This window comes from Pedobacter sp. KH_004 (assembly GCF_057840755.1).
This window is the reverse complement of record NZ_CM174519.1, coordinates 5,074,719-5,094,074: the sequence shown is the minus strand read 5'-3', so window position 1 is coordinate 5,094,074 and position 19,356 is coordinate 5,074,719. Positions and strand designations below refer to the sequence as shown.

Below are 19,356 nucleotides of genomic sequence, written 5' to 3'. Positions count from 1 at the left end.
TAATGGAGAAGCCGCTTGTTTCAATTGCAATCTGCACCTATAACGGAGAGAAGTTCCTGAAGGAGCAGTTGGATTCTATTGTAAATCAAACTTACCCAAACATCGAAATTATTGTCGTAGATGATCAATCGTCAGATAAGACCCCTGAAATCCTAAAATTGTTTGAAGTATCTTACAAAAACATTTTTGTTCATGAAAATGAAAGTAATCTTGGCTACATAAAAAACTTTGAGAAAGCTATATCTCTGTGTCATGGTGAATACATTGCGTTATCAGACCAGGATGATATTTGGAGCTTGAATAAAATTGAATTGCAAGTCAACTTTATTCAAGATAATTTGATGGTTTATCACGACTCGGAACTAGTTAACGAAGATGGCAGCTCATTAAATAAAAAAATGACTGACTTTAGAAATTTTTATAATGGTAACGATTCTAGATATTTGTTGTTGGAAAATTGCGTTTCTGGACACTCGATATTTTTTAAACGCCAACTCATTAATTATTTACTTCCATTTCCTAATGAAATCTTTCATGATTGGTGGATTGCCTTTGTTGCAACAAATCATGGTAATATCAACTTTCAAGACAAAAGCTTGGTAAAATATCGTCAACACTTAAGTACTAGTACCGATATTCAACAAAAAAAAAAATCTAATAGCAAGAAAAGATTAGAAAGGTTGGTCGATCTTGAGAAGCAATTAACCGTATTTAACGATTATCACTCGAATAAACACCGTAGCTTTACTAGTAGGCTGTTAAAACTATTGCAAGAACATACTTATGCACTTTCTCTGTTTGTCTGGAAGCACCGTTTAGTATTATTATTTATCCAGAAAAAAAATAGTTGGAGTAAGTTTAACTTCTGCAGAAAATTAAGGACTTAATCCCCTTTAAAGCCGATCAAATAATACTTTAACAGATACAAATGAAGCTTATAATAAAGGCTTTTTTTCAGCTTTCCTACTTTGTATACATTTTCAATTATTTGTTTTGAAAATGCGTAAGAATAATCCATCTCTTTGAGTTTTTTGAATAACATTTTGAAAGCTCTTTTTTCTATATTGTCTTTCTCTTGATCATCAATAGCTATCGTGGATACAGGTAGTATAGACTGCCACTTTTTATGTAGTGATATCGTATCTTCCATCCAAGACCTGTTATAAGAGCCCTCAGAAAAATGTTCCATGAGAATATCAAAGATTACTCCCACTTTAAACTTTCCACCTACATTTAAACAAAAATCTATATCATAGCAATGGAAGCCAGTTAGGAGTATTTCATCAAAAGGATGGGACAGGGCAATTGATTTCCTCGTACAAAACCACATACCATCAACGCAAGCCACCTGGTTAATTTTATCACCTGATGGATTAACGCTAATAAGATGTGCTGGCTTTACCTCATGCTTGTAATGCTGTATGTAGTTCGAAAAATAAACATTGTTCATAGCGCTCGCTGCGCCCCAACCAGAAGGTGCTAACGGTTTGTAGCTACTACCGACCACGCCAATAATTCCTAAGTCAGTGTTATTTTCAAAATGACTATTAACATTCAAACCCCAGTTTTCGGTCAATAACCTTAAATCTTCATGCATGAAGCATAGTATGTCAAATTTTGCTTTTTTAGCTCCGTCATTATAAATTTCACAAATTCCCCTTTGCCCATTGCTATTATCGGAAGCTATTATTTCATAAGGAACGCCAATAGTTTGCTCAACATTCTGATAAATGGCTTGTAAATAGGAGTTATTTGCGGAAGATATAATAATTGAAATCATAATTTAAAACAATTATTCAAAGATACCAAAATGTTTAACTTCAGTTCAAGGTGTAATTATTTCATCCCGCTTATTTATGAAAATACATATATTATAATTCTTCCCTCATTCACTCAACAATTGTTTATTTTTGACACCATTGAAAAAAAGTATTCATGCAGTTAAAATCATCCTCTAAAATTTACATATTTTGCCCAGCAAACTTCGCAACAGGTGGCCCTGAAGCACTTCATCAGCTTGGAAATCGGTTAAAATCGCTAGGATATGATGCTAACATGTACTATTTTTTCTGTACACAAAATAATCCCGTACATGAAAGTTACAGGAAATATAATGTACCCTATTCAAGCGAAATCGTTAATAACAGCGATAATTTTATCATTATTCCCGAAACCTATTTAGTGCCTGTTTTTGATGAAAGGTATTCCTCGGTTACCAAAATAATTTGGTGGCTAAGTGTCACAAATTTTCATATCACTATTAGTTATCTCAAAGATGAAGTAAAGCATAAAAAGTTCTATGCACTGAAGTCTTTATTAAACCCTAAAAAGTATAAACCATTACCAACTATTTCAGCACTTAAGCGTAAAGGTGTTTTAAATATTGCACACTCCTATTTCTCACTGGATTTTTTGAGAAAAAACAATATGACGGTTGCTGGAAAGATATCCGACTATATGAGTGATTCTTTTTATACAAAAATTGCAAATAATGTTGTTAAGGAAGATATAGTTCTATATAATCCTAAGAAAAACGGGGAATATTTGGAGCGTATTAAAGCTCTCTCCAAAACCTTAAATTGGAAAGCGATAGTAGATATGTCACCAGAAGAGGTAGCGTATTGGATGAATAAAAGTAAACTATATGTAGACTTTGGCTACCATCCGGGACAGGAAAGAATGCCGAGAGAAGCCGTTTTAATGGGTTGCTGTGTAATAACGGGCATTAAAGGATCGGCAGCATATGATGATGATGTTCCGCTTCCTGAAGGTTATAAATTTAATGAAGAAGCTGATTCACCAGAGAAAGTAATTGACAGAATACAAACTACGCTAATTAATTTTCACACAGCTATTATACAGTTTGATAATTATAAGAGAAGGATAATAGCTGAAAGAGAAACTTTTGATGCTGCAGTGCAACAAGTATTTGGTAGTGCAATAAAAATAAAAAATGACTAACATAAAAAGCCATAAAATTAATTACGATTTTATTGATTCTTTAAGATTTATCTCCATGTTTGGAATTGTAATGGAACATAGTTCCTTTTTTTTCGGAGCTAAGTTTAAGTCTTTTGATGAAAAAATAGTACAGATTTTTAGTCTGCAATTCTTCAAATTTGGTACCATTATATTTTTTCTTCTAGCAGGGTTTCTGATTGGTGACAAATTTAATACCTACAGCACCAAAGAATATTTAACAAGACGGCTGGATAATACAGTAAAACCTTGGCTTTTTTGGGTACTTATCTTATTTTTACTTAACTATGCAGATGTTGCCGTACGAAACATTAAATCTGGAGAATCCATCTTTAGAGGTAAGACTATTGAAATCTTTTTAAGAGATATTGGAGAGATCGTTTTCAATACTAGTTTCTGGTTTATACCCAATTTTCTCATTTGCATAGCCATATTATTACTTTTCAGAAAGTATCTCTACAATATTTTTTTCGGAGGATTTCTTCTCTTATTATCTTTATCATATTCCATAAATCTTTATTTGAATATTTTTCCAACTTCCCATACAACAGCGTTATTAGGTTTTATTTTCTATTTATGGCTTGGCGTTCAAATCAATAAACACTATGAAAAATTTAAAGTTATAATCCAAAATACGTCCATTTCCCTTTTAGCAGTATTAACCTTCATTACATTTATGCTATCCAGCTTGGAGAGTTACTATCTGCTCATCGAACTTCCAAATGATCCTTTTAATACACTCAGAATATCAAATATTATCTACTCATTAGTTTGTTTTGCTTTACTATATAAGTTGGGCGACAAAATTTCTTTAAGGAGGTTTAAGCCCAGTATATTTACTTTTGGCATCTATTTAGTTCACCAAATACTTGTATTCAGGCTCATGCCATTAATCTTTAGGCCACTTCAAATTAGTTTCGAAAACAAGTCGGCATATTACTTTCTATCCATTCAACTCTTAACATTTGCAGTTGTATATAGTGGATCGATTTTAATAGTGTATGCTATTAATAAAATTCCAAAGATAAGATGGATTGTTGGACGATAATTTCTGCAAGATAGATTAAACCCTATAGCTAACAACTAAGCCTATCTGATTCCATGCTACTTACCTAAAGCAAATAACTCTGATTGAGTTCATAGCTAGAGAATACTCATGGTTGTTGAAAAAATCTATTGAAATAAAAGCCGAAATTTATTGAGGCCTTATTAATTATATTTTAATTGTTTAACCTTTCCTATCCACTTCTACTTTTTGGTAAGCTTGTACGATATACTTCGATGTTGTTAAGATTTGAATATTCAAACCACACTCACATAGCTTACCGTCTTTTTAACTCATTATAACGATACCAAATCACCTTATTTAGACTTACAAAAATAACAACTAAAAAAAGTTTGACAACTTTTATGCGAGTTACGTGTTAACTTGTCAAAACTAAATCGCAATTATATCGCGTTTAGAACCTGATTGCCTTTATGCTATCACTTTTACTAATTTCCTTACTAATGCAGCTTAATGTAAACGTGGGATAAGCCTATAAGAATTTTCTTGTATTTACTTGGCTTATACTGAATATCGTTGTATTTAACTTCATAAGCTTTTCCAATATCCAATCTTTCTTCAACGATAAAATCTACTACATTTACATCTGCTGTATGCCAAAAATACAATTTATCTGCACCATGCAAATGCTGCAAGCAGTTGCAAATGTAATTTTCTAGCGATGCTCCTTTATCTGCCCGATCATTAATCTTGATAAAGTTTTTAAGATTAAAACTGATAAACAAAAAAAGTGGCCTCTGGAGGCCACTTAAAATGAATTATACGAGAAATATTACAATTTCCTAGCTACTTCTACTTGTTCGTAAGCTTCAACGATATCGCCAACTTCGATGTTGTTAAAGTTTTGAATGTTTAAACCACACTCATAACCTTTATTCACTTCTTTCACATCATCTTTAAAGCGTTTTAGTGATGCTAACTCACCTGTGTAAACCACAACACCATCTCTAACGATACGGATTTTGCTGTTACGGGTAATCTTACCATCCAATACCATACAACCTGCAATGGTACCCACTTTTGTGATTTTGAACGTTTCGCGAATTTCTACGTTAGCCACAATTTTCTCTTCAAATTCTGGATCCAACATACCTTCCATTGCCGATTTGATCTCATTGATCGCATCATAAATGATAGAATATAAACGGATATCGATTTGTTCAGCCTCAGCTAACTTACGTGCACCTGTGGATGGACGAACCTGGAAACCGATGATGATCGCGTCCGAAGCAGATGCTAACAATACATCAGATTCTGAAATCTGACCAACACCTTTACTAATGATATTTATTTGGATTTGTTCGGTTGAAAGCTTCAATAATGAATCGGCCAATGCTTCAATCGAACCATCCACATCACCTTTAACAATGATATTAAGCTCTTTAAAGTTACCGATAGCCAAACGACGGCCAATCTCATCCAAGGTAATGTGTTTCTGAGTGCGTAATCCTTGCTCACGTTGTAACTGCATCCGTTTGTTTGCAATATCACGTGCCTCAGTTTCACTTTCTAAAGCATTGAAACGGTCACCCGCTGTTGGCGCTCCTTGCATACCCAAAACCTGTACTGGTTGCGATGGACCTGCAGATTCTACCTTCATACCGCGTTCGTTAGTTAATGCTTTTACACGTCCGCTGTAACTACCTGCTAAAATTGGATCCCCAACTCTTAACGTGCCCGCCTGAACCAGTACTGTAGTCACAATACCACGACCTTTATCTAATGCTGATTCAATTACTGAACCTGTTGCTCTCTTATTCGGATTAGCTTTAAGTTCTAATAATTCAGCTTCTAATAGTACTTTATCTAAAAGTAAATCTACATTTAAACCGCTTTTGCTTGAGATTTCTTGTGATTGATATTTACCACCCCAATCTTCAACCAAAATATTCATTACCGATAACTGTTCACGCACTTTATCTGCGTTAGCCCCTGGTTTATCCACTTTTGTGAAAGCAAACACCAACGGAACTCCTGCTGCTTGTGCGTGGTTGATGGCCTCCTTTGTTTGAGGCATTACAGCATCATCCGCAGCAATAACGATAATGGCAATATCTGCAACTTTAGCACCACGGGCACGCATCGCTGTAAAGGCTTCGTGACCAGGCGTATCTAAGAAAGTTACTTTTTTGCCTGAAGGAGTTGTTACCATGTATGCACCAATGTGCTGCGTGATACCACCTGCCTCACCAGCAACCACATTTGCTTTACGGATATAATCCAGCAATGAAGTTTTACCATGATCGACGTGACCCATAATTGTAACAACTGGGGCTCTTTCGATTAAGTCTGCTTCGTTATCAACTTCTTCAATTACGTTTTCTTCGTCTTCATCTGGTTTAACAAATTGGATTTCGTAACCAAACTCATCAGCAACGATGGTTAAAGTTTCAGCATCTAAACGTTGATTGATTGATACGAACATGCCAAGACTCATACAAGTACCAATAATTTTGGTTACCTGAACATCCATCATGCTGGCCAACTCATTCGCCGTAACAAATTCTGTTACCTTTAATATTTTCGATTGAGATTCAAGCTCATTTGCTGCTTCTTCTGCATTATAAGCTACATCATCACGTTTCTGACGACGTAATTTAGCACGTTGAGCAAATTTACCAGACTTACCAGCTCCACTTAAACGGGCAAGCGTTGCTTTAATCTGATCTTGAATTTCTTTCTCAGTAGGTTCTTCCTTAGGTCCGCTAGGTGTAGCGTTTCTATTTTGGAAACCTGGTCTGTTGTTATTTCTGTTTCCTTGATAAGGAGTTCCGCCTTGTCCGGCCGGTCTGTTACCTTGGTAAGGTGTGCCACTCGCTGGTCTGTTACCTTGATAAGGTTGACGTGGTTGCCCTGGCGCACCACCCTGGCCTTGGCCTGCAGGGTTTTGCCCTTGTTGGCCTTGACCACCATGTTGCCCTGGCTGACCGGGAGCTCCGGGAGTTTTTTTACGTTTACGTTTACGTTTTGCAGCTTCACTATCGCTAGATGAGGCTACAGGACCATTTCTTCTATCTGGCGTAGTCGGTAAAACAATTTTACCAATTATATTAGGACCAGTTAATTTAACAGTACGTGCTTTTATAACTTCAGGCTCATTACTTACCGGTTTAACCTCAGCAGGTTTTTCTTCCGCTTTAGGTTGTTCAACTGGTTTAGCTGGCTCTGGTGTTTTAACTTCTGGAGTAACTGGAGCTGATGGAGCAGGCTGAGCTACCGGAGCTTCTTCCTTTTTAACCTCTACAGGTTTTTCTTCTGCTTTTGGTTGCTCAACTGGTTTAGCTGGCTCCTCTGCTTTAGCGGCTGGAGCAGGTGGAGCAACAGGTGCTTCTTCCTTTTTAGAAGGACGCGTTTTCGAGTTAAGATCATTTAAATCGATCCTTCCTACAATTTTCACGCCTGGCAAACCGGTTTCCTCAGCTTTATCTTCAACCTTGGTTTCTTTCACTGGTTCTGCTGCCGCAGGAGCAGGAGTTTCTGTCTGAGGTGCTGGTGTTTCAGCAACCTTAGGTTTCTCTGCCGGAGGATTAAATGTCTGAGCATTCTTAATCAGAATCTCATCGCTTTTTTCAAAGTCGGTATTTTTCTTCGGTGCTTCTACTGGCTTTTCAGTCTCAGGCTCGTCACGACGTATTTTACCAATCACTATTTGTTTGGCTTCTTCTCTTACGATCTTATCTCCCTGATACTCTTTCAATAAGGCATTATACATGTCTCCCGTAAGTTTAAACATAGGGCTTTTCTCGGCAGAGAATCCCTTTTTGTTTAAAAACTCAACGGCCGTACCCATGCCTATATTAAGTTCTTTAATAGCTTTAATTAAAATGATTGGTTTGTCGTCTGACATTTAGCTCCTGTTATTTTATTCTTAATAATACAAAAGTAGTGTTTATTTGGCAATTACACCACTTATTCAAATTCTGACTGTAAAATCTGAACCACTTCTTTAATGGTTTCTTCTTCTAAGTCGGTGCGTTTTACCAAATCTTCTACTGTTAGTGCTAACACACTTTTAGCAGTATCGCAACCGATAGCCTTTAATTCATCAATAATCCAGCTATCAATCTCATCTGAGAATTCTTCTAGATCCACATCTTCGTCGCTTTCTTCACCAGCTTCACGATACACATCAATTTCATAACCGGTTAATTTACCAGCCAGTTTAATGTTGTGTCCGCCACGTCCGATTGCCAATGAAACCTGATCTGGTTTTAAGTAAACCGATGCATGTTTAGTTTCATCATCCAATTTAATAGAAGTGATTTTTGCCGGGCTTAAAGCACGGGTAATATATAATGAAATGTTATTTGTGAAGTTAATCACATCAATATTTTCGTTTTTCAATTCGCGTACGATACCATGGATACGGGATCCCTTCATACCTACGCAAGCACCTACCGGATCAATACGATCATCGTAAGATTCTACCGCAACTTTAGCACGTTCACCTGGTTCACGAACAATTTTCTTAATGGTAATTAAACCGTCGAAAATCTCCGGAACTTCCAATTCGAACAAACGTTGTAAAAATTCTGGTGCTGTTCTTGAAATGATAATTTTTGGATTCGCGTTAATCATTTCTACTTTCGAGATTACAGCTCTCACAGAATCACCCTTTTTGAAATAATCCGCGGGAATCTGCTCAGTTTTAGGCATTAAAAGCTCGTTACCTTCATCATCTAAAACCAAAGTTTCTTTCTTCCAAACCTGATAAACTTCGCCGGTGATAATTTCACCTACACGATCTTTATATTTTTTGAAGATTTCGTCTTTCTCTAACTCCAATACTTTTGAAACCAATGTTTGGCGTGCAGCTAAAATGGCTCTGCGACCAAAACTCTCTAAGGTAATTTGCTCGATATAATCATCACCAACTTCTAAAGTAGTGTCTAATTTAGAAACCTCTGCAAGTTCAATTTCGAGATCATCATCTTCAGAAAACCCATCCTCCATTACCTTTCTCGTTCTCCAGATTTCCAAATCCCCATTGTCCGGATTCACAATTACGTCACAGTTTTCGTCTGTTCCGTATTTTTTACGCAACATACTACGAAAAACTTCTTCCAACACACTGATCACCGTAGGGCGATCTATATTTTTAAAATCCTTAAACTCCTGAAAAGAGTCGATCAAATTAATTGTTGTAGTACTCATTTTTATTTAAATGAAATTAACACACTTGTTTCTAATATATCATTAAACGGCACTTCTGTTTGTACGGTAGCCGCTTTTTTTCCTTTTTCTTTAACCGATTCTTCAATTATTAGGTTATCTTCTGTAACCGATAAAAGTTTTCCCTCTTTTTTAAGTCCACCGTTTAATTTAATACTTAAAGTGCGTCCGATATTTTTAACATATTGGCGATTTAACTTCAAAGGCTCGCCAACACCCGGCGAAGAAACTTCTAAATTATAAGCTTGCTCGATTACGTTTTCTTCTTCCAAATGAAAACCAACATGCCTGCTTATGGCTACACAATCCTGTATGCTAATACCTTCGTCACCATCAACATGAATAATTAATTTATTGTTTGGCAACATTTTCACCTCAACCAGAAAAAGCTCTGGCCGATCTGCAATTTTTTCCTCTACAAGGGCTGCAACTCTCTTTTCTACCTGCATATTTTAACCTGATTTCATAGAAAAAGGGGACACGGTCCCCTTCTCTTTTCTTCGATTACGATGCAAATGTAAGAAAATTATATGTAAAATCAAACATCGCCCTTAATTATTCTGCTGATTCTTACCGCTTAAGTAGTTCTTTTTGTGGTTGTAGATTATAATTTGCCTTGCCTGTAATCAATTTCCCGGCATTGCCAAATTGCACATCAATATAACTCTCTACGATGTAGGTGCTACCTTCGCTAAAAGGCTCACCGGGCAAAAAAACAATGGAGTCTCCTGCGAATTTAAATTTCCCCGAAACCAGAATATCATCTTGTAAACTATCCAATTCTCCAGCCTGTTTGAACACAGATACCAACTTATTCGAATCGGCATCATTTAAATATGCATTTCTAACCTGCAACAGGCTCGACTCATCAAAATTTTTAATTATAATTGACGTACTATCACTAGAAAACTTAATTGATGGTTTGTTGTTTGAACCAGAACATGAAACAATAAACGATGTTATTACAACAGTAGCCAAAAATTTAAATAAGCTTTTAAACATTCACAAAATTAAACATTATGAGATTAATTATCGAAATCCTTTTAATGGGATTAGCCTTTTTTATCGGCGCAAAACTGGTACCTGGAGTCGAGGTATCTGGCTATACAAGTGCGCTTATTGCCGCAATTTTAATAGCCCTGGCAAATGCTACTATCGGTTTTATTTTAAGATTGCTGACTTTTCCGATAAACTTTTTAACCTTGGGCTTAGTCTCTTTCATCATTACCGTTTTGATGATTCTTTTGGTAGATAATATGATGACCTCTTTCAATACATCGGGTTTTCTGGCAGCTGCTTTCCTAGCTATTATTGTTGCCTTAATTAAAGCTATTTTCGGCGCAATAGCAGGAGATAAAGATTAGTACTTAGGCCTGAGTCTGTAGTCTTCAATCGATTTAGACTCTGGACTATAGACTCTGGACTGAGGACTCTGGACTGAGGACTATCTAATCACTTCCCTCGAAATCACCATTTTCTGAATTTCTGAAGTTCCTTCGTAAATCTGGGTAATTTTAGCATCACGCATCAAACGTTCTACGTGATATTCTTTTACGAAACCGTAACCACCATGAACCTGTACCGCTTCAATGGTTACATCCATGGCCACTTTAGAAGCAAATAACTTCGCCATAGAACCTGCCTGCGTGTAAGGCAAACCTTGATCTTTTAACCATGCCGCCTTATAAACCAATAACCTGGCGGCTTCAATCTGCGTCGCCATATCCGCTAATTTAAAAGCAATAGCTTGATGCTCGGAAATTGGCTTACCGAAAGATTTACGTTCTTTTGAATACTGAGTAGCCAATTCAAAAGCACCTTGAGCAATACCTAAAGCTTGCGCAGCAATACCAATCCTTCCGCCTTCCAAAGTTTTCATTGCAAACTTAAATCCGAAGCCATCTTCCCCTATCCTATTTTCTTTAGGCACTTTAACATCGTTGAACATTAAAGAATGGGTATCAGACCCCCGAATCCCGAGTTTATTTTCCTTGGGACCAATTGTAAATCCCTCCATTCCTTTTTCTACGATAAAAGCATTGATTCCTTTATGTCTTAATTCGGGATGGGTTTGCGCAATGACCAGATATGTTGATGCAGTACCACCGTTAGTAATCCAGTTTTTGGTTCCGTTTAACAAATAATAGTCGCCTTTATCTTCGGCAGTTGTTTTTTGAGAGGTAGCATCAGATCCGGCCTCAGGCTCTGATAAACAGAAAGCACCGATTTTTTCTCCTGTAGCCAAAGGCTTCAAATATTTTTCCTTTTGTTCTTCACTTGCATAAGCCTCCAAACCGTAACAGACCAACGAATTGTTTACAGAAACCACCACCGATGCAGAAGCATCAATCTTGGAAAGCTCTTCCATCACCAACACATAGGAGATGGCATCAAGTCCGCTTCCGTTATATTTTTCACTCACCATCATCCCTAAAAAACCAAGTTCTCCCAGTTTTTTAACTTGTTCGGTAGGAAATTTTTGATGCTCATCTCTTTCGATTACACCAGGCTTCAATTCTTGCTGCGCAAAATCGCGGGCGGCCTGCTGGATCATTAACTGTTCTTCACTTAATTCGAAATGCATAACATTTATGTATAAAAGGTTAGTAAACAAATGTAACATTTCAAATCAGAATTACTATGGCTGCATAGTAATATTTTTAACAACTTACATCCGCTGGGTTTTTCTTTAAGCAGCATCCTTCTTGGCTGTTCTGCTGAGCGTAGTTGAAGCACAGCCGAAAAGACATATCAAACAGCGTGTAAAAACGCCCAAATATTTATTTGATTTTGGCTTCCTTACTTAAAACAATTAATAAACTGATGCTTCCAAGAAAAAGAATAAGTAGAACCTGCGAAGAGTGAATAATGGTTGCATAAGCTAAGCCATCTTTAAATGATACGCCGTATAATATTAATGCCTGGGCAACAACCCAATGAAAAACCCCAATTCCACCCTGAACAGGTGCAGCCATGGCAAAACCCGAAAATACAACCGCTGTAAAGGCGGCGTCAAAATGCAGGCCTGATGTGGATGGAATAGCCGAAAATGCAAAATACATAGACAATAAGTAAAACGTCCAAATACCAAGCGTGTAAACCAGGAACAAACCTTTTTGCTTCAATTTCCTGTAGGAACCGAAGCCTTGGCGAAGATTTACAAAAATCCGCAGCAGCTTTTTGCTAAACTTTTGCCGAAGAAAATAGATGGAAATAAAAACAACACCAACCAATAAAATGGCTATGCCTATAAGCCAAAGAAAACTTATACTTGAAATTTTATTAAGAAGATTGAGGTAACTGGTATCGTGTAAAAAACCGGAAACCAGATCATATTGAAATATGACCATAACTGCAGCTGTGAGCAGAAGCACAAGTACATCGAAAATCCGCTCGGTTATTACTGTGCCTACTGAAGCAAACATGGGCACACTTTCTACTTTTTGCATCACCGAACAACGCCCGATTTCACCGAAACGAGGCAAGGCTAAATTAGCCAAATAACCAATAATTACTGCGTGATAGGTGTTCCAAAAAGTAACATTGAACTGGATGGATTTGTAGAGCATTTGCCACCTCAATGCTCTTAAAACATGTGCTATTAAAACAGAAATAGCAGAGGTAGCAACCCAAAAATAGTTTGCTGTTTTAATCTCAAGCCATATTCTTGCTAAATCCTGACCTCGAAATGCTAAGTACAAAACCCCCATTCCTATTAAAAACAGGATGATATACTTAAGCGCTGTTTTTAGGTCAAGTGTCACAAAGTTATTTTAGCAAATGGTTGTTATCATCAGGAAATACAAGTATCGGATTATATTTTTTAGCCTCTTCAATTGGGAGAGCGCCATACGACATTATGATTAGTACATCACCTAATTGGGCCAAACGAGCTGTTGCGCCGTTTAAACAAATTGTTCCGGTACCGCGTTCGCCTTTTATTACGTATGTTTCAAATCGGGCTCCGTTGTTATTATTTACAATCTGCACCTTTTCATTGGCAATAATGTTTGCTGCATCCATTAAATCTTCATCCATCGTAATACTACCAACGTAATTCAATTCGGCCTGCGTTACTTTAACACGGTGTATTTTCGATTTTAATATTGTGATAATCATTTGGCAAAGTTAGTAATAAAGCTTTGTAGAAAAAACACATATAAGCCATGAGAATTTTTACATAAAGTTAAAATATCAACTAGGAAAAGTTTTTATCTTAACTATTAGGACTGAAGAAAGGAAATCACAACTGATTAAACTGTATCTTTGATTCACACAATAGCCTAAAGGGTTTAAATAAAAAACGAGTCAATCATGAGAAAAATCTATTTTTTTATTTTATTATTTATAAGTGCAAATTTGACAGCACTTGCAACGTCAGTAAACACTGATGTTAAAATTCACGGAACCAATTTTCAAATTATTTCTCCGCCTTTAATAGAAGGTTACCTGTATAGAGATAATAGTACAGGCAAAGTTTACTGGTTAGTGTCAGGTATTTTGCATCATATAGTGGATCATTCAACATATACAAGATTATTCAGTGGCGACCCTACTCAATACACATTTAATGTAGATAATTTTCAAGCATTCATAGCAAAGCCAATACCATCAGTTGGAACTATAGTTGGAACGGACCTAACTGATTACGCTGTTTTAGGTCAAAATTCTGGCACTGTATATTTAAGACTATTCGGCGGTACAGGAACTCACTACAAAATCCCTAACCCACAAACAATGAATACATATCATCTTAAATGGGAGTCAATTGTTACATGGCCTTATAATCCGATGACATTCGATTCAGAAAACCTTCGCATCTTTCCTTCAACTTTTTAACTAAAACATTTAATACCAACCTAAATAGGTTATTGTGCAATTTCAATTAAAATCAGAATCAATATGCAATAAAACATTATCTATCAGTCGGGTGTCGCCAACCCTGGCAGCAACTAAAGCTACCAAGCTTTCTTCATCTTTCGATTTTGCCGGTTCTAACGTATCGCCATTCGCAATGGTGAAATAATCTAATTCCACACCATTAAGGTTTTGATAAAATAATTTGGCCCTGTTTTTGAGTTCCGTTAACGAAAGCTTTTCAAAATTATCGATCACAAATTGAAGTGACTTACTCAAGACTAACGAGTTCTCACGATCGATAGCAGTTAAATGGATATTGCGGCTACTCATGGCAAGCCCGTCCTCTTCCCTAATAATCGGGCAAGTGATGAGGGCAATGGGCAAGCCAAAATGAGCCACCATATTTTTGATCATGAGCACTTGTTGAAAATCTTTTTGGCCGAACATGGCTACATCGGGTTCAACGGCATCAAAAAGTTTTTTCACGATTTGAGTTACGCCTTGATAGTGACCTTTTCTAAAAGCACCTTCTAACAAAAACTCTGCATTTCCTAAATCAATATGCCAATTTTCATCAGCACCTTGCGGATACATTTCTTCTACCTTGGGCATAAAAACACCATGGCAACCCGCCTTGTTCAACATGGCTAAATCATGTTCTATGGGGCGAGGATATTTCTCTAAATCCTTGGGATCAGTAAATTGGGTAGGGTTTATAAAAATGCTACAGATAATAATATCGGCATTTTCTTTGGCCAAATCAATTAAAGAAATATGGCCATGATGCAAAGCACCCATTGTAGGTACAAGTGCTATTTTTTTACGCGATGCTTTTAAAGGATTTAAGAAAGCCTTAAGCGCTGATTTGGTTTTAAATATTTCCAATTGGACAATCTAAGTTAAAGCAGTAAAGGTGTAAAATAATCTAAACGAAAGCAAACAAATGCTTGCCTATATTGATAAATAGTATTATTATGCTTACCTTTGCAGCTCATTATCTTTTATTTAACTTAATATTTTCTTAGAATATGGAGATGGCAAAAACGAAGCTGCTGATTGTTACACACGAGATGTCGCCTTTCCTCGAGCTTACTAAAATTTCTGAAATCACACGTCAATTACCACAGGCGATGCAAGAAAAAGGATTCGAAATCCGCATCTTGATGCCAAAGTTCGGTAACATTAACGAAAGAAGAAATCGTCTACACGAAGTAATCCGCTTATCGGGAATGAACATCATTATTGATGACAACGATAACCCCTTAATTATTAAAGTAGCATCCATCCCAGCTGCACGCATGCAGGTTTATTTTTTAGACAACGAAGAGTATTTCCAACGCAAACAAGTATTTAGAGATGCGAGTGGAAAATTCTTTGACGACAATGATGAACGTACCATTTTCTTTTGCAAAGGCGCTTTAGAAACCGTTAAAAAATTAGGTTGGGCTCCGGATATCGTTCACTGCCACGGCTGGATGAGTTCTTTAGTTCCTGCTTACATTAAAACTACTTACAAAAACGATCCAACGTTTAAAAATTCTAAAGTTGTTTACTCGGTTTATGAGGATTCATTTGAAGAAAAATTGAACGCTAATTTCGCCAAGAAAGCAGTAATGGCTAACATGACTGAAGAGGATACAAAAGCTTTCTTACCTTCTGATTGCAATAGCATGCACATTGGAGCGGTAACTCACTCTGATGCAGTAGTATTAGCAGATGAAAACTTAGATGCAGCTGTGTTAAAATTTGTTAAAGATTCTACTAAACCAACATTAGCTTTTAACTTAACCGAGAATTTTGAAAACTTTTATAATTTTTATGAAGAAATTTCAAATGACGAATTGGTTTCTCTTGCTTAATTAAGGTATTATTATTTAAATATGAAATTTACAAAACAAGACTTATTAACCCTGTTGATAGGTCTTTTTCTTTTTGCATCGTGTAAAAACCCTGATGGTGTGGGTTTAGATGTGGATCCTAGCACTGCTATTACCGGAACATTGGTCAATAATGAGCCGATCAAATCGCAGACTATTAAAGAGGGCGATGTGAACACATCAGGCTTAACGGGCTATCCCTTAGGATACATGGTTGATCCTATTTTGGGTAAAACGGAGTCTAGTGTTGCAATGACTGTTGTTCCCGATTCACTTAACAAAAACTTTGGAACAGCCCCGGTTTTAGATTCTGCCATATTGGTGCTAAACCTTGGAGGCCAGTTTTATGGAGACACAGCAACAACTAAATACAGTATTGATGTTTATCAGCTGACGAATAAAATCACCAAGTACAAGAGTTCGGATGTGCAGGCGCATAATGTTCAATTACTAGGCAATTTTAACAGTAAAATTTTCCCGAAAACAAAGATCAAAGTATTTGATATTGTTCGCGGAAAGGCAGATACGTTGAAAACTGTACCCGCACAAATCAGGATTAAACTGGATAAAGATTTTATACAAGCTGCAATCCTGAACTTAGCTCCTGCTGCAACCTCTACCGAAGCTAAGTTTGTTGACTATTTCAAAGGATTATATGCTGAGGTAAACAAACAAAACACTACAGGTTCTGGCGGCGTAGCATTTTTAAACTTTGCAAGTACAAGTTCGTATCTGCAATTGGTTTATAAAAAAACAAATACCTCAAATGGTAAAGATACAGTATCCGTAAATTTCCCATTAGCGGCAACCAATGCTGCAGCTAACATTAAACATGATTATACCGGAACTGAGGTAGCTACACAATTGCTTCCAGCAAATGCAAATACGCAGTATAACGTTACCTACCTACAAGGTTTAGCGGGCTTAAAAACGAAGATTTCTTTCCCGACACTCGCTAACTTTACCAACACTTATGGCAAGGCCCTGGTAAATAAAGCAGAGCTGGTTATTGATTTAAGCGCTGGTACTTTCGCCAATCCATTTGCACCTGCACAGCGGCTTTCACTATATCGTTGGGATATTGCCGAGCAGCCAACATTTTTACCAGATAATAATCCTAATGATCCCCGGTCATCTATTACTGGGCCTTATTTCGATGGATATTTTGATTCATTAAAGAATAGATATGTATTTATTGTAACATCGTACGTACAAGATCTTATCGATAAAAAATTAACCGATTATGGTACGTTCTTGGCTCCAACATCATTGATAACACCTGCATCACCAACAAATGCCTATGTTTTGCCTGATGTTACATCGGCAGGCAGATCGGTAATAGGATCTGCAGGAAACGCCACTAACAAAATCAAACTCAATATTTATTATACCAAAATAAATTAAGAATTCAACATTCTGAAAGCGTTGCAACGATGATAAATGGTTGCAGCGCTTTTTTTTGCGATGTAAATTTTTGTTTACAATACTAAACAAACGTTTGTTTAGTATATTCGTGCAATTTATTATACTCAAATTATGTGTGGAATTGTAGGCTACATAGGCTATAGAGAAGCTTGGCCAATAGTGCTTAAAGGCTTAAAAAGACTGGAATACCGAGGTTATGATAGTGCGGGTATCGCACTTATGAACCAAAGCGGACAACATATTTATAAAAAAGCTGGCAAGGTTGCTATATTAGAAGAATTCGCTGGAGATCAAGATCGTACTGGCTCAATAGGCATGGGGCATACCAGATGGGCAACCCATGGTGTCCCATCCGATCGAAATTCTCATCCGCATACTTCGAATAATGGCAAACTTTCAATCATCCATAACGGAATCATTGAAAACTACGCCACGCTTAAGGAAGAACTAACAGGCCGTGGGCATGAGTTCAAAAGTGATACCGATACAGAGGTTTTGATTCATTTGATCGAGGAGATTCAAAAAATAGAACAAATCGATCTATTGGAAGCTGTTCGTTTATCGCTACACCAGGTTAGCGGAGCTTACGCTATTGTTATCATGGATAAAGAGAACCCAGACCGCTTAATCGCAGCCAGAAAAGGAAGCCCGATGGTAATTGGCGTTGGCAAGGGTGAATATTTTATTGCCTCTGATGCTACTCCAATCATAGAATATACAAAAAATGTGATCTACCTAAAGGACAATGAAATTGCATTGATCACTAAAAATGATCTTTTAGTTAAGCAATTGGATAATGTTGTTCAAACACCTCTTATTCAAGAGTTAGAGCTTAAGCTAGAAATGCTTGAGAAAGGCGGCTTTGACCATTTCATGCTAAAAGAAATTTACGAGCAACCTAGATCTATAAAAGATTGTATGCGCGGCCGCATTTATCCGGAGGAAGGAAAAGTTCAATTGGGCGGGATAAAAGAATTTGCGGAGAAATTAAAAAATATAGACCGAATAATCATCGTGGCCTGTGGTACCTCTTGGCATGCTGGTTTGGTTGGGGAATATTTGATTGAAGAATACGCACGGATCCCTGTTGAAGTTGAATATGCTTCAGAATTTAGGTACCGTAATCCAATCATCACAGAGAAAGATGTAGTAATTGCCATTTCGCAATCTGGCGAAACAGCAGATACCATGGCTGCCATTGAAATGGCCAAAGAACGTGGAGCCACTATATTCGGCATCTGTAACGTGGCCGGTGCCTCAATTCCAAGACTATCACATGCTGGTGTGTATACTCACGCCGGACCAGAGATTGGTGTAGCATCAACTAAAGCTTTTACGGCCCAGGTCACTGTACTTACATTGATGGCTTTTTACATGGCGCAGCAAAGAGGCACGATTACCACGTCAAAAATGATCGAGCTGCTTACCGAGCTTGATAATATTCCAGAGAAAATCCAAAAGGCCCTTGAGTCTAACGATATCATCAAACAAGTGGCGGAAAAAATAAAAGACTCTACAAATTGTTTATTTTTAGGTAGAGGAAGTGGTTTCCCAGTTGCATTAGAAGGTGCGTTAAAGCTTAAAGAAATTTCTTACATTCACGCAGAAGGCTATCCTGCGGCCGAAATGAAGCACGGCCCAATCGCTTTAATCGATGAGGAGATGCCGGTAGTGTTTATTGCAACACAAAATTCATCATACGAGAAGGTAATCAGCAATATTCAGGAGGTTAAAGCCAGGAAAGGAAAAGTAATTGCAATCGTAACCGAAGGTGATACTGAAGTGAAAAAAATGGCAGATTATTGCATCGAAATTCCTGATGCGAATGAAGCTTTCTTACCATTATTGGCCACTATACCTTTACAACTATTATCCTATCATATTGCGGTAATGAGAGGTTGTAATGTAGATCAACCAAGAAATCTGGCAAAATCAGTTACTGTAGAATAAAATCATTAGACCTGCTCTTGAAAATTG

General features: G+C 37.0%; 18 protein-coding genes. 8 read left to right on the top strand and 10 right to left on the bottom strand.

Annotated features, from left to right (window positions below):
* Positions 1–2: 2 nt before the first annotated feature.
* Positions 3–887, top strand: a complete 885-nt coding sequence (locus AC3ITD_RS21960) for a glycosyltransferase family 2 protein (RefSeq protein ID WP_489362805.1) — start codon at positions 3–5, stop codon at positions 885–887.
* On the opposite strand, the gene AC3ITD_RS21955 is transcribed toward AC3ITD_RS21960, so the two are convergent.
* Positions 884–1,780: a glycosyltransferase gene (locus AC3ITD_RS21955; protein WP_489362804.1), complete on the bottom strand. Its 897-nt coding sequence runs from the start codon at positions 1,778–1,780 to the stop codon at positions 884–886. The genes AC3ITD_RS21960 and AC3ITD_RS21955 overlap by 4 nt on opposite strands.
* Positions 1,781–1,935: 155 nt before the next feature.
* On the opposite strand from AC3ITD_RS21955, the gene AC3ITD_RS21950 reads away from it, so the two are divergent.
* Positions 1,936–2,961: a hypothetical protein gene (locus AC3ITD_RS21950; RefSeq protein WP_489362803.1), complete on the top strand. Its 1,026-nt coding sequence runs from the start codon at positions 1,936–1,938 to the stop codon at positions 2,959–2,961.
* Entirely contained in the window at positions 2,954–4,027 is a 1,074-nt protein-coding gene (locus tag AC3ITD_RS21945) for an acyltransferase family protein (RefSeq protein WP_489362802.1), read from the top strand. Before AC3ITD_RS21950 ends, AC3ITD_RS21945 begins: the two co-directional genes overlap by 8 nt.
* A 458-nt stretch (positions 4,028–4,485) precedes the next feature.
* Here the strand turns inward: AC3ITD_RS21945 and AC3ITD_RS21940 are convergent, their stop codons facing one another.
* From AC3ITD_RS21940 to AC3ITD_RS21920, 5 genes are all read right to left on the bottom strand, one after another.
* Positions 4,486–4,770 carry a hypothetical protein gene (locus AC3ITD_RS21940; protein ID WP_489362801.1) on the bottom strand — a complete coding sequence of 95 codons (285 nt, stop codon included), beginning with the start codon at positions 4,768–4,770 and terminating at the stop codon, positions 4,486–4,488.
* A 47-nt stretch (positions 4,771–4,817) separates the two neighbouring features.
* Complete coding sequence (infB, locus tag AC3ITD_RS21935; RefSeq protein ID WP_265800815.1) at positions 4,818–7,892, bottom strand: translation initiation factor IF-2; 3,075 nt, start codon at positions 7,890–7,892, stop codon at positions 4,818–4,820.
* 62 nt (positions 7,893–7,954) lie between these two features.
* Positions 7,955–9,199, bottom strand: coding sequence for a transcription termination factor NusA (nusA, locus tag AC3ITD_RS21930; RefSeq protein WP_265800813.1), 1,245 nt, complete (start codon positions 9,197–9,199; stop codon positions 7,955–7,957).
* A 2-nt stretch (positions 9,200–9,201) separates the two neighbouring features.
* A complete protein-coding gene (gene rimP, locus AC3ITD_RS21925; protein ID WP_265800811.1) occupies positions 9,202–9,666 on the bottom strand; it encodes a ribosome assembly cofactor RimP in 465 nt (154 codons plus the stop codon).
* A 121-nt stretch (positions 9,667–9,787) separates the two neighbouring features.
* Entirely contained in the window at positions 9,788–10,219 is a 432-nt protein-coding gene (locus AC3ITD_RS21920; RefSeq protein WP_489362800.1) for a hypothetical protein, read from the bottom strand.
* A gap of 17 nt (positions 10,220–10,236) precedes the next feature.
* Between AC3ITD_RS21920 and AC3ITD_RS21915 the strand changes: the two genes are divergently transcribed.
* Positions 10,237–10,581 (top strand): phage holin family protein, encoded by a 345-nt coding sequence (locus AC3ITD_RS21915; RefSeq protein ID WP_265800808.1) that lies wholly within the window; start codon positions 10,237–10,239, stop codon positions 10,579–10,581.
* 80 nt (positions 10,582–10,661) lie between these two features.
* On the opposite strand, the gene AC3ITD_RS21910 is transcribed toward AC3ITD_RS21915, so the two are convergent.
* The 3 genes from AC3ITD_RS21910 to panD form a co-directional block, all read right to left on the bottom strand.
* Entirely contained in the window at positions 10,662–11,801 is a 1,140-nt protein-coding gene (locus tag AC3ITD_RS21910; RefSeq protein WP_265800807.1) for an acyl-CoA dehydrogenase, read from the bottom strand.
* 196 nt (positions 11,802–11,997) lie between these two features.
* Entirely contained in the window at positions 11,998–12,981 is a 984-nt protein-coding gene (locus tag AC3ITD_RS21905) for a lysylphosphatidylglycerol synthase transmembrane domain-containing protein (RefSeq protein WP_489362799.1), read from the bottom strand.
* A gap of 4 nt (positions 12,982–12,985) precedes the next feature.
* Positions 12,986–13,336 (bottom strand): aspartate 1-decarboxylase, encoded by a 351-nt coding sequence (panD, locus tag AC3ITD_RS21900; RefSeq protein ID WP_489362798.1) that lies wholly within the window; start codon positions 13,334–13,336, stop codon positions 12,986–12,988.
* Positions 13,337–13,531: 195 nt separating this feature from the next.
* Between panD and AC3ITD_RS21895 the strand changes: the two genes are divergently transcribed.
* A complete protein-coding gene (locus AC3ITD_RS21895; protein WP_489362797.1) occupies positions 13,532–14,056 on the top strand; it encodes a hypothetical protein in 525 nt (174 codons plus the stop codon).
* A gap of 42 nt (positions 14,057–14,098) precedes the next feature.
* On the opposite strand, the gene panC is transcribed toward AC3ITD_RS21895, so the two are convergent.
* Entirely contained in the window at positions 14,099–14,962 is an 864-nt protein-coding gene (panC, locus tag AC3ITD_RS21890) for a pantoate--beta-alanine ligase (RefSeq protein WP_489362796.1), read from the bottom strand.
* Between the two features lie 149 nt (positions 14,963–15,111).
* Between panC and AC3ITD_RS21885 the strand changes: the two genes are divergently transcribed.
* The 3 genes from AC3ITD_RS21885 (at position 15,112) to glmS (ending at position 19,329) form a co-directional block, all read left to right on the top strand.
* On the top strand, positions 15,112–15,936 hold the full coding sequence (locus AC3ITD_RS21885; RefSeq protein WP_489362795.1) for a glycogen/starch synthase: 825 nt from the start codon (positions 15,112–15,114) through the stop codon (positions 15,934–15,936).
* A 21-nt stretch (positions 15,937–15,957) separates the two neighbouring features.
* Positions 15,958–17,358: a DUF4270 domain-containing protein gene (locus AC3ITD_RS21880; RefSeq protein ID WP_489362794.1), complete on the top strand. Its 1,401-nt coding sequence runs from the start codon at positions 15,958–15,960 to the stop codon at positions 17,356–17,358.
* 132 nt (positions 17,359–17,490) lie between these two features.
* Positions 17,491–19,329 (top strand): glutamine--fructose-6-phosphate transaminase (isomerizing), encoded by a 1,839-nt coding sequence (gene glmS, locus AC3ITD_RS21875; RefSeq protein WP_489362793.1) that lies wholly within the window; start codon positions 17,491–17,493, stop codon positions 19,327–19,329.
* Positions 19,330–19,356 lie beyond the last annotated feature (27 nt).

Coding starts and splice junctions, on each gene's coding strand:
- AC3ITD_RS21880 (WP_489362794.1), top strand. CDS start 15,958: ATGAAATTTACAAAACAAGACTTATTAACCCTGTTGATAGGTCTTTTT.
- rimP (WP_265800811.1), bottom strand. CDS start 9,666: ATGCAGGTAGAAAAGAGAGTTGCAGCCCTTGTAGAGGAAAAAATTGCA.
- AC3ITD_RS21910 (WP_265800807.1), bottom strand. CDS start 11,801: ATGCATTTCGAATTAAGTGAAGAACAGTTAATGATCCAGCAGGCCGCC.
- AC3ITD_RS21920 (WP_489362800.1), bottom strand. CDS start 10,219: ATGTTTAAAAGCTTATTTAAATTTTTGGCTACTGTTGTAATAACATCG.
- AC3ITD_RS21895 (WP_489362797.1), top strand. CDS start 13,532: ATGAGAAAAATCTATTTTTTTATTTTATTATTTATAAGTGCAAATTTG.
- AC3ITD_RS21960 (WP_489362805.1), top strand. CDS start 3: ATGGAGAAGCCGCTTGTTTCAATTGCAATCTGCACCTATAACGGAGAG.
- panD (WP_489362798.1), bottom strand. CDS start 13,336: ATGATTATCACAATATTAAAATCGAAAATACACCGTGTTAAAGTAACG.
- AC3ITD_RS21885 (WP_489362795.1), top strand. CDS start 15,112: ATGGCAAAAACGAAGCTGCTGATTGTTACACACGAGATGTCGCCTTTC.
- AC3ITD_RS21950 (WP_489362803.1), top strand. CDS start 1,936: ATGCAGTTAAAATCATCCTCTAAAATTTACATATTTTGCCCAGCAAAC.
- AC3ITD_RS21945 (WP_489362802.1), top strand. CDS start 2,954: ATGACTAACATAAAAAGCCATAAAATTAATTACGATTTTATTGATTCT.
- AC3ITD_RS21955 (WP_489362804.1), bottom strand. CDS start 1,780: ATGATTTCAATTATTATATCTTCCGCAAATAACTCCTATTTACAAGCC.
- AC3ITD_RS21915 (WP_265800808.1), top strand. CDS start 10,237: ATGAGATTAATTATCGAAATCCTTTTAATGGGATTAGCCTTTTTTATC.
- glmS (WP_489362793.1), top strand. CDS start 17,491: ATGTGTGGAATTGTAGGCTACATAGGCTATAGAGAAGCTTGGCCAATA.
- nusA (WP_265800813.1), bottom strand. CDS start 9,199: ATGAGTACTACAACAATTAATTTGATCGACTCTTTTCAGGAGTTTAAG.
- infB (WP_265800815.1), bottom strand. CDS start 7,892: ATGTCAGACGACAAACCAATCATTTTAATTAAAGCTATTAAAGAACTT.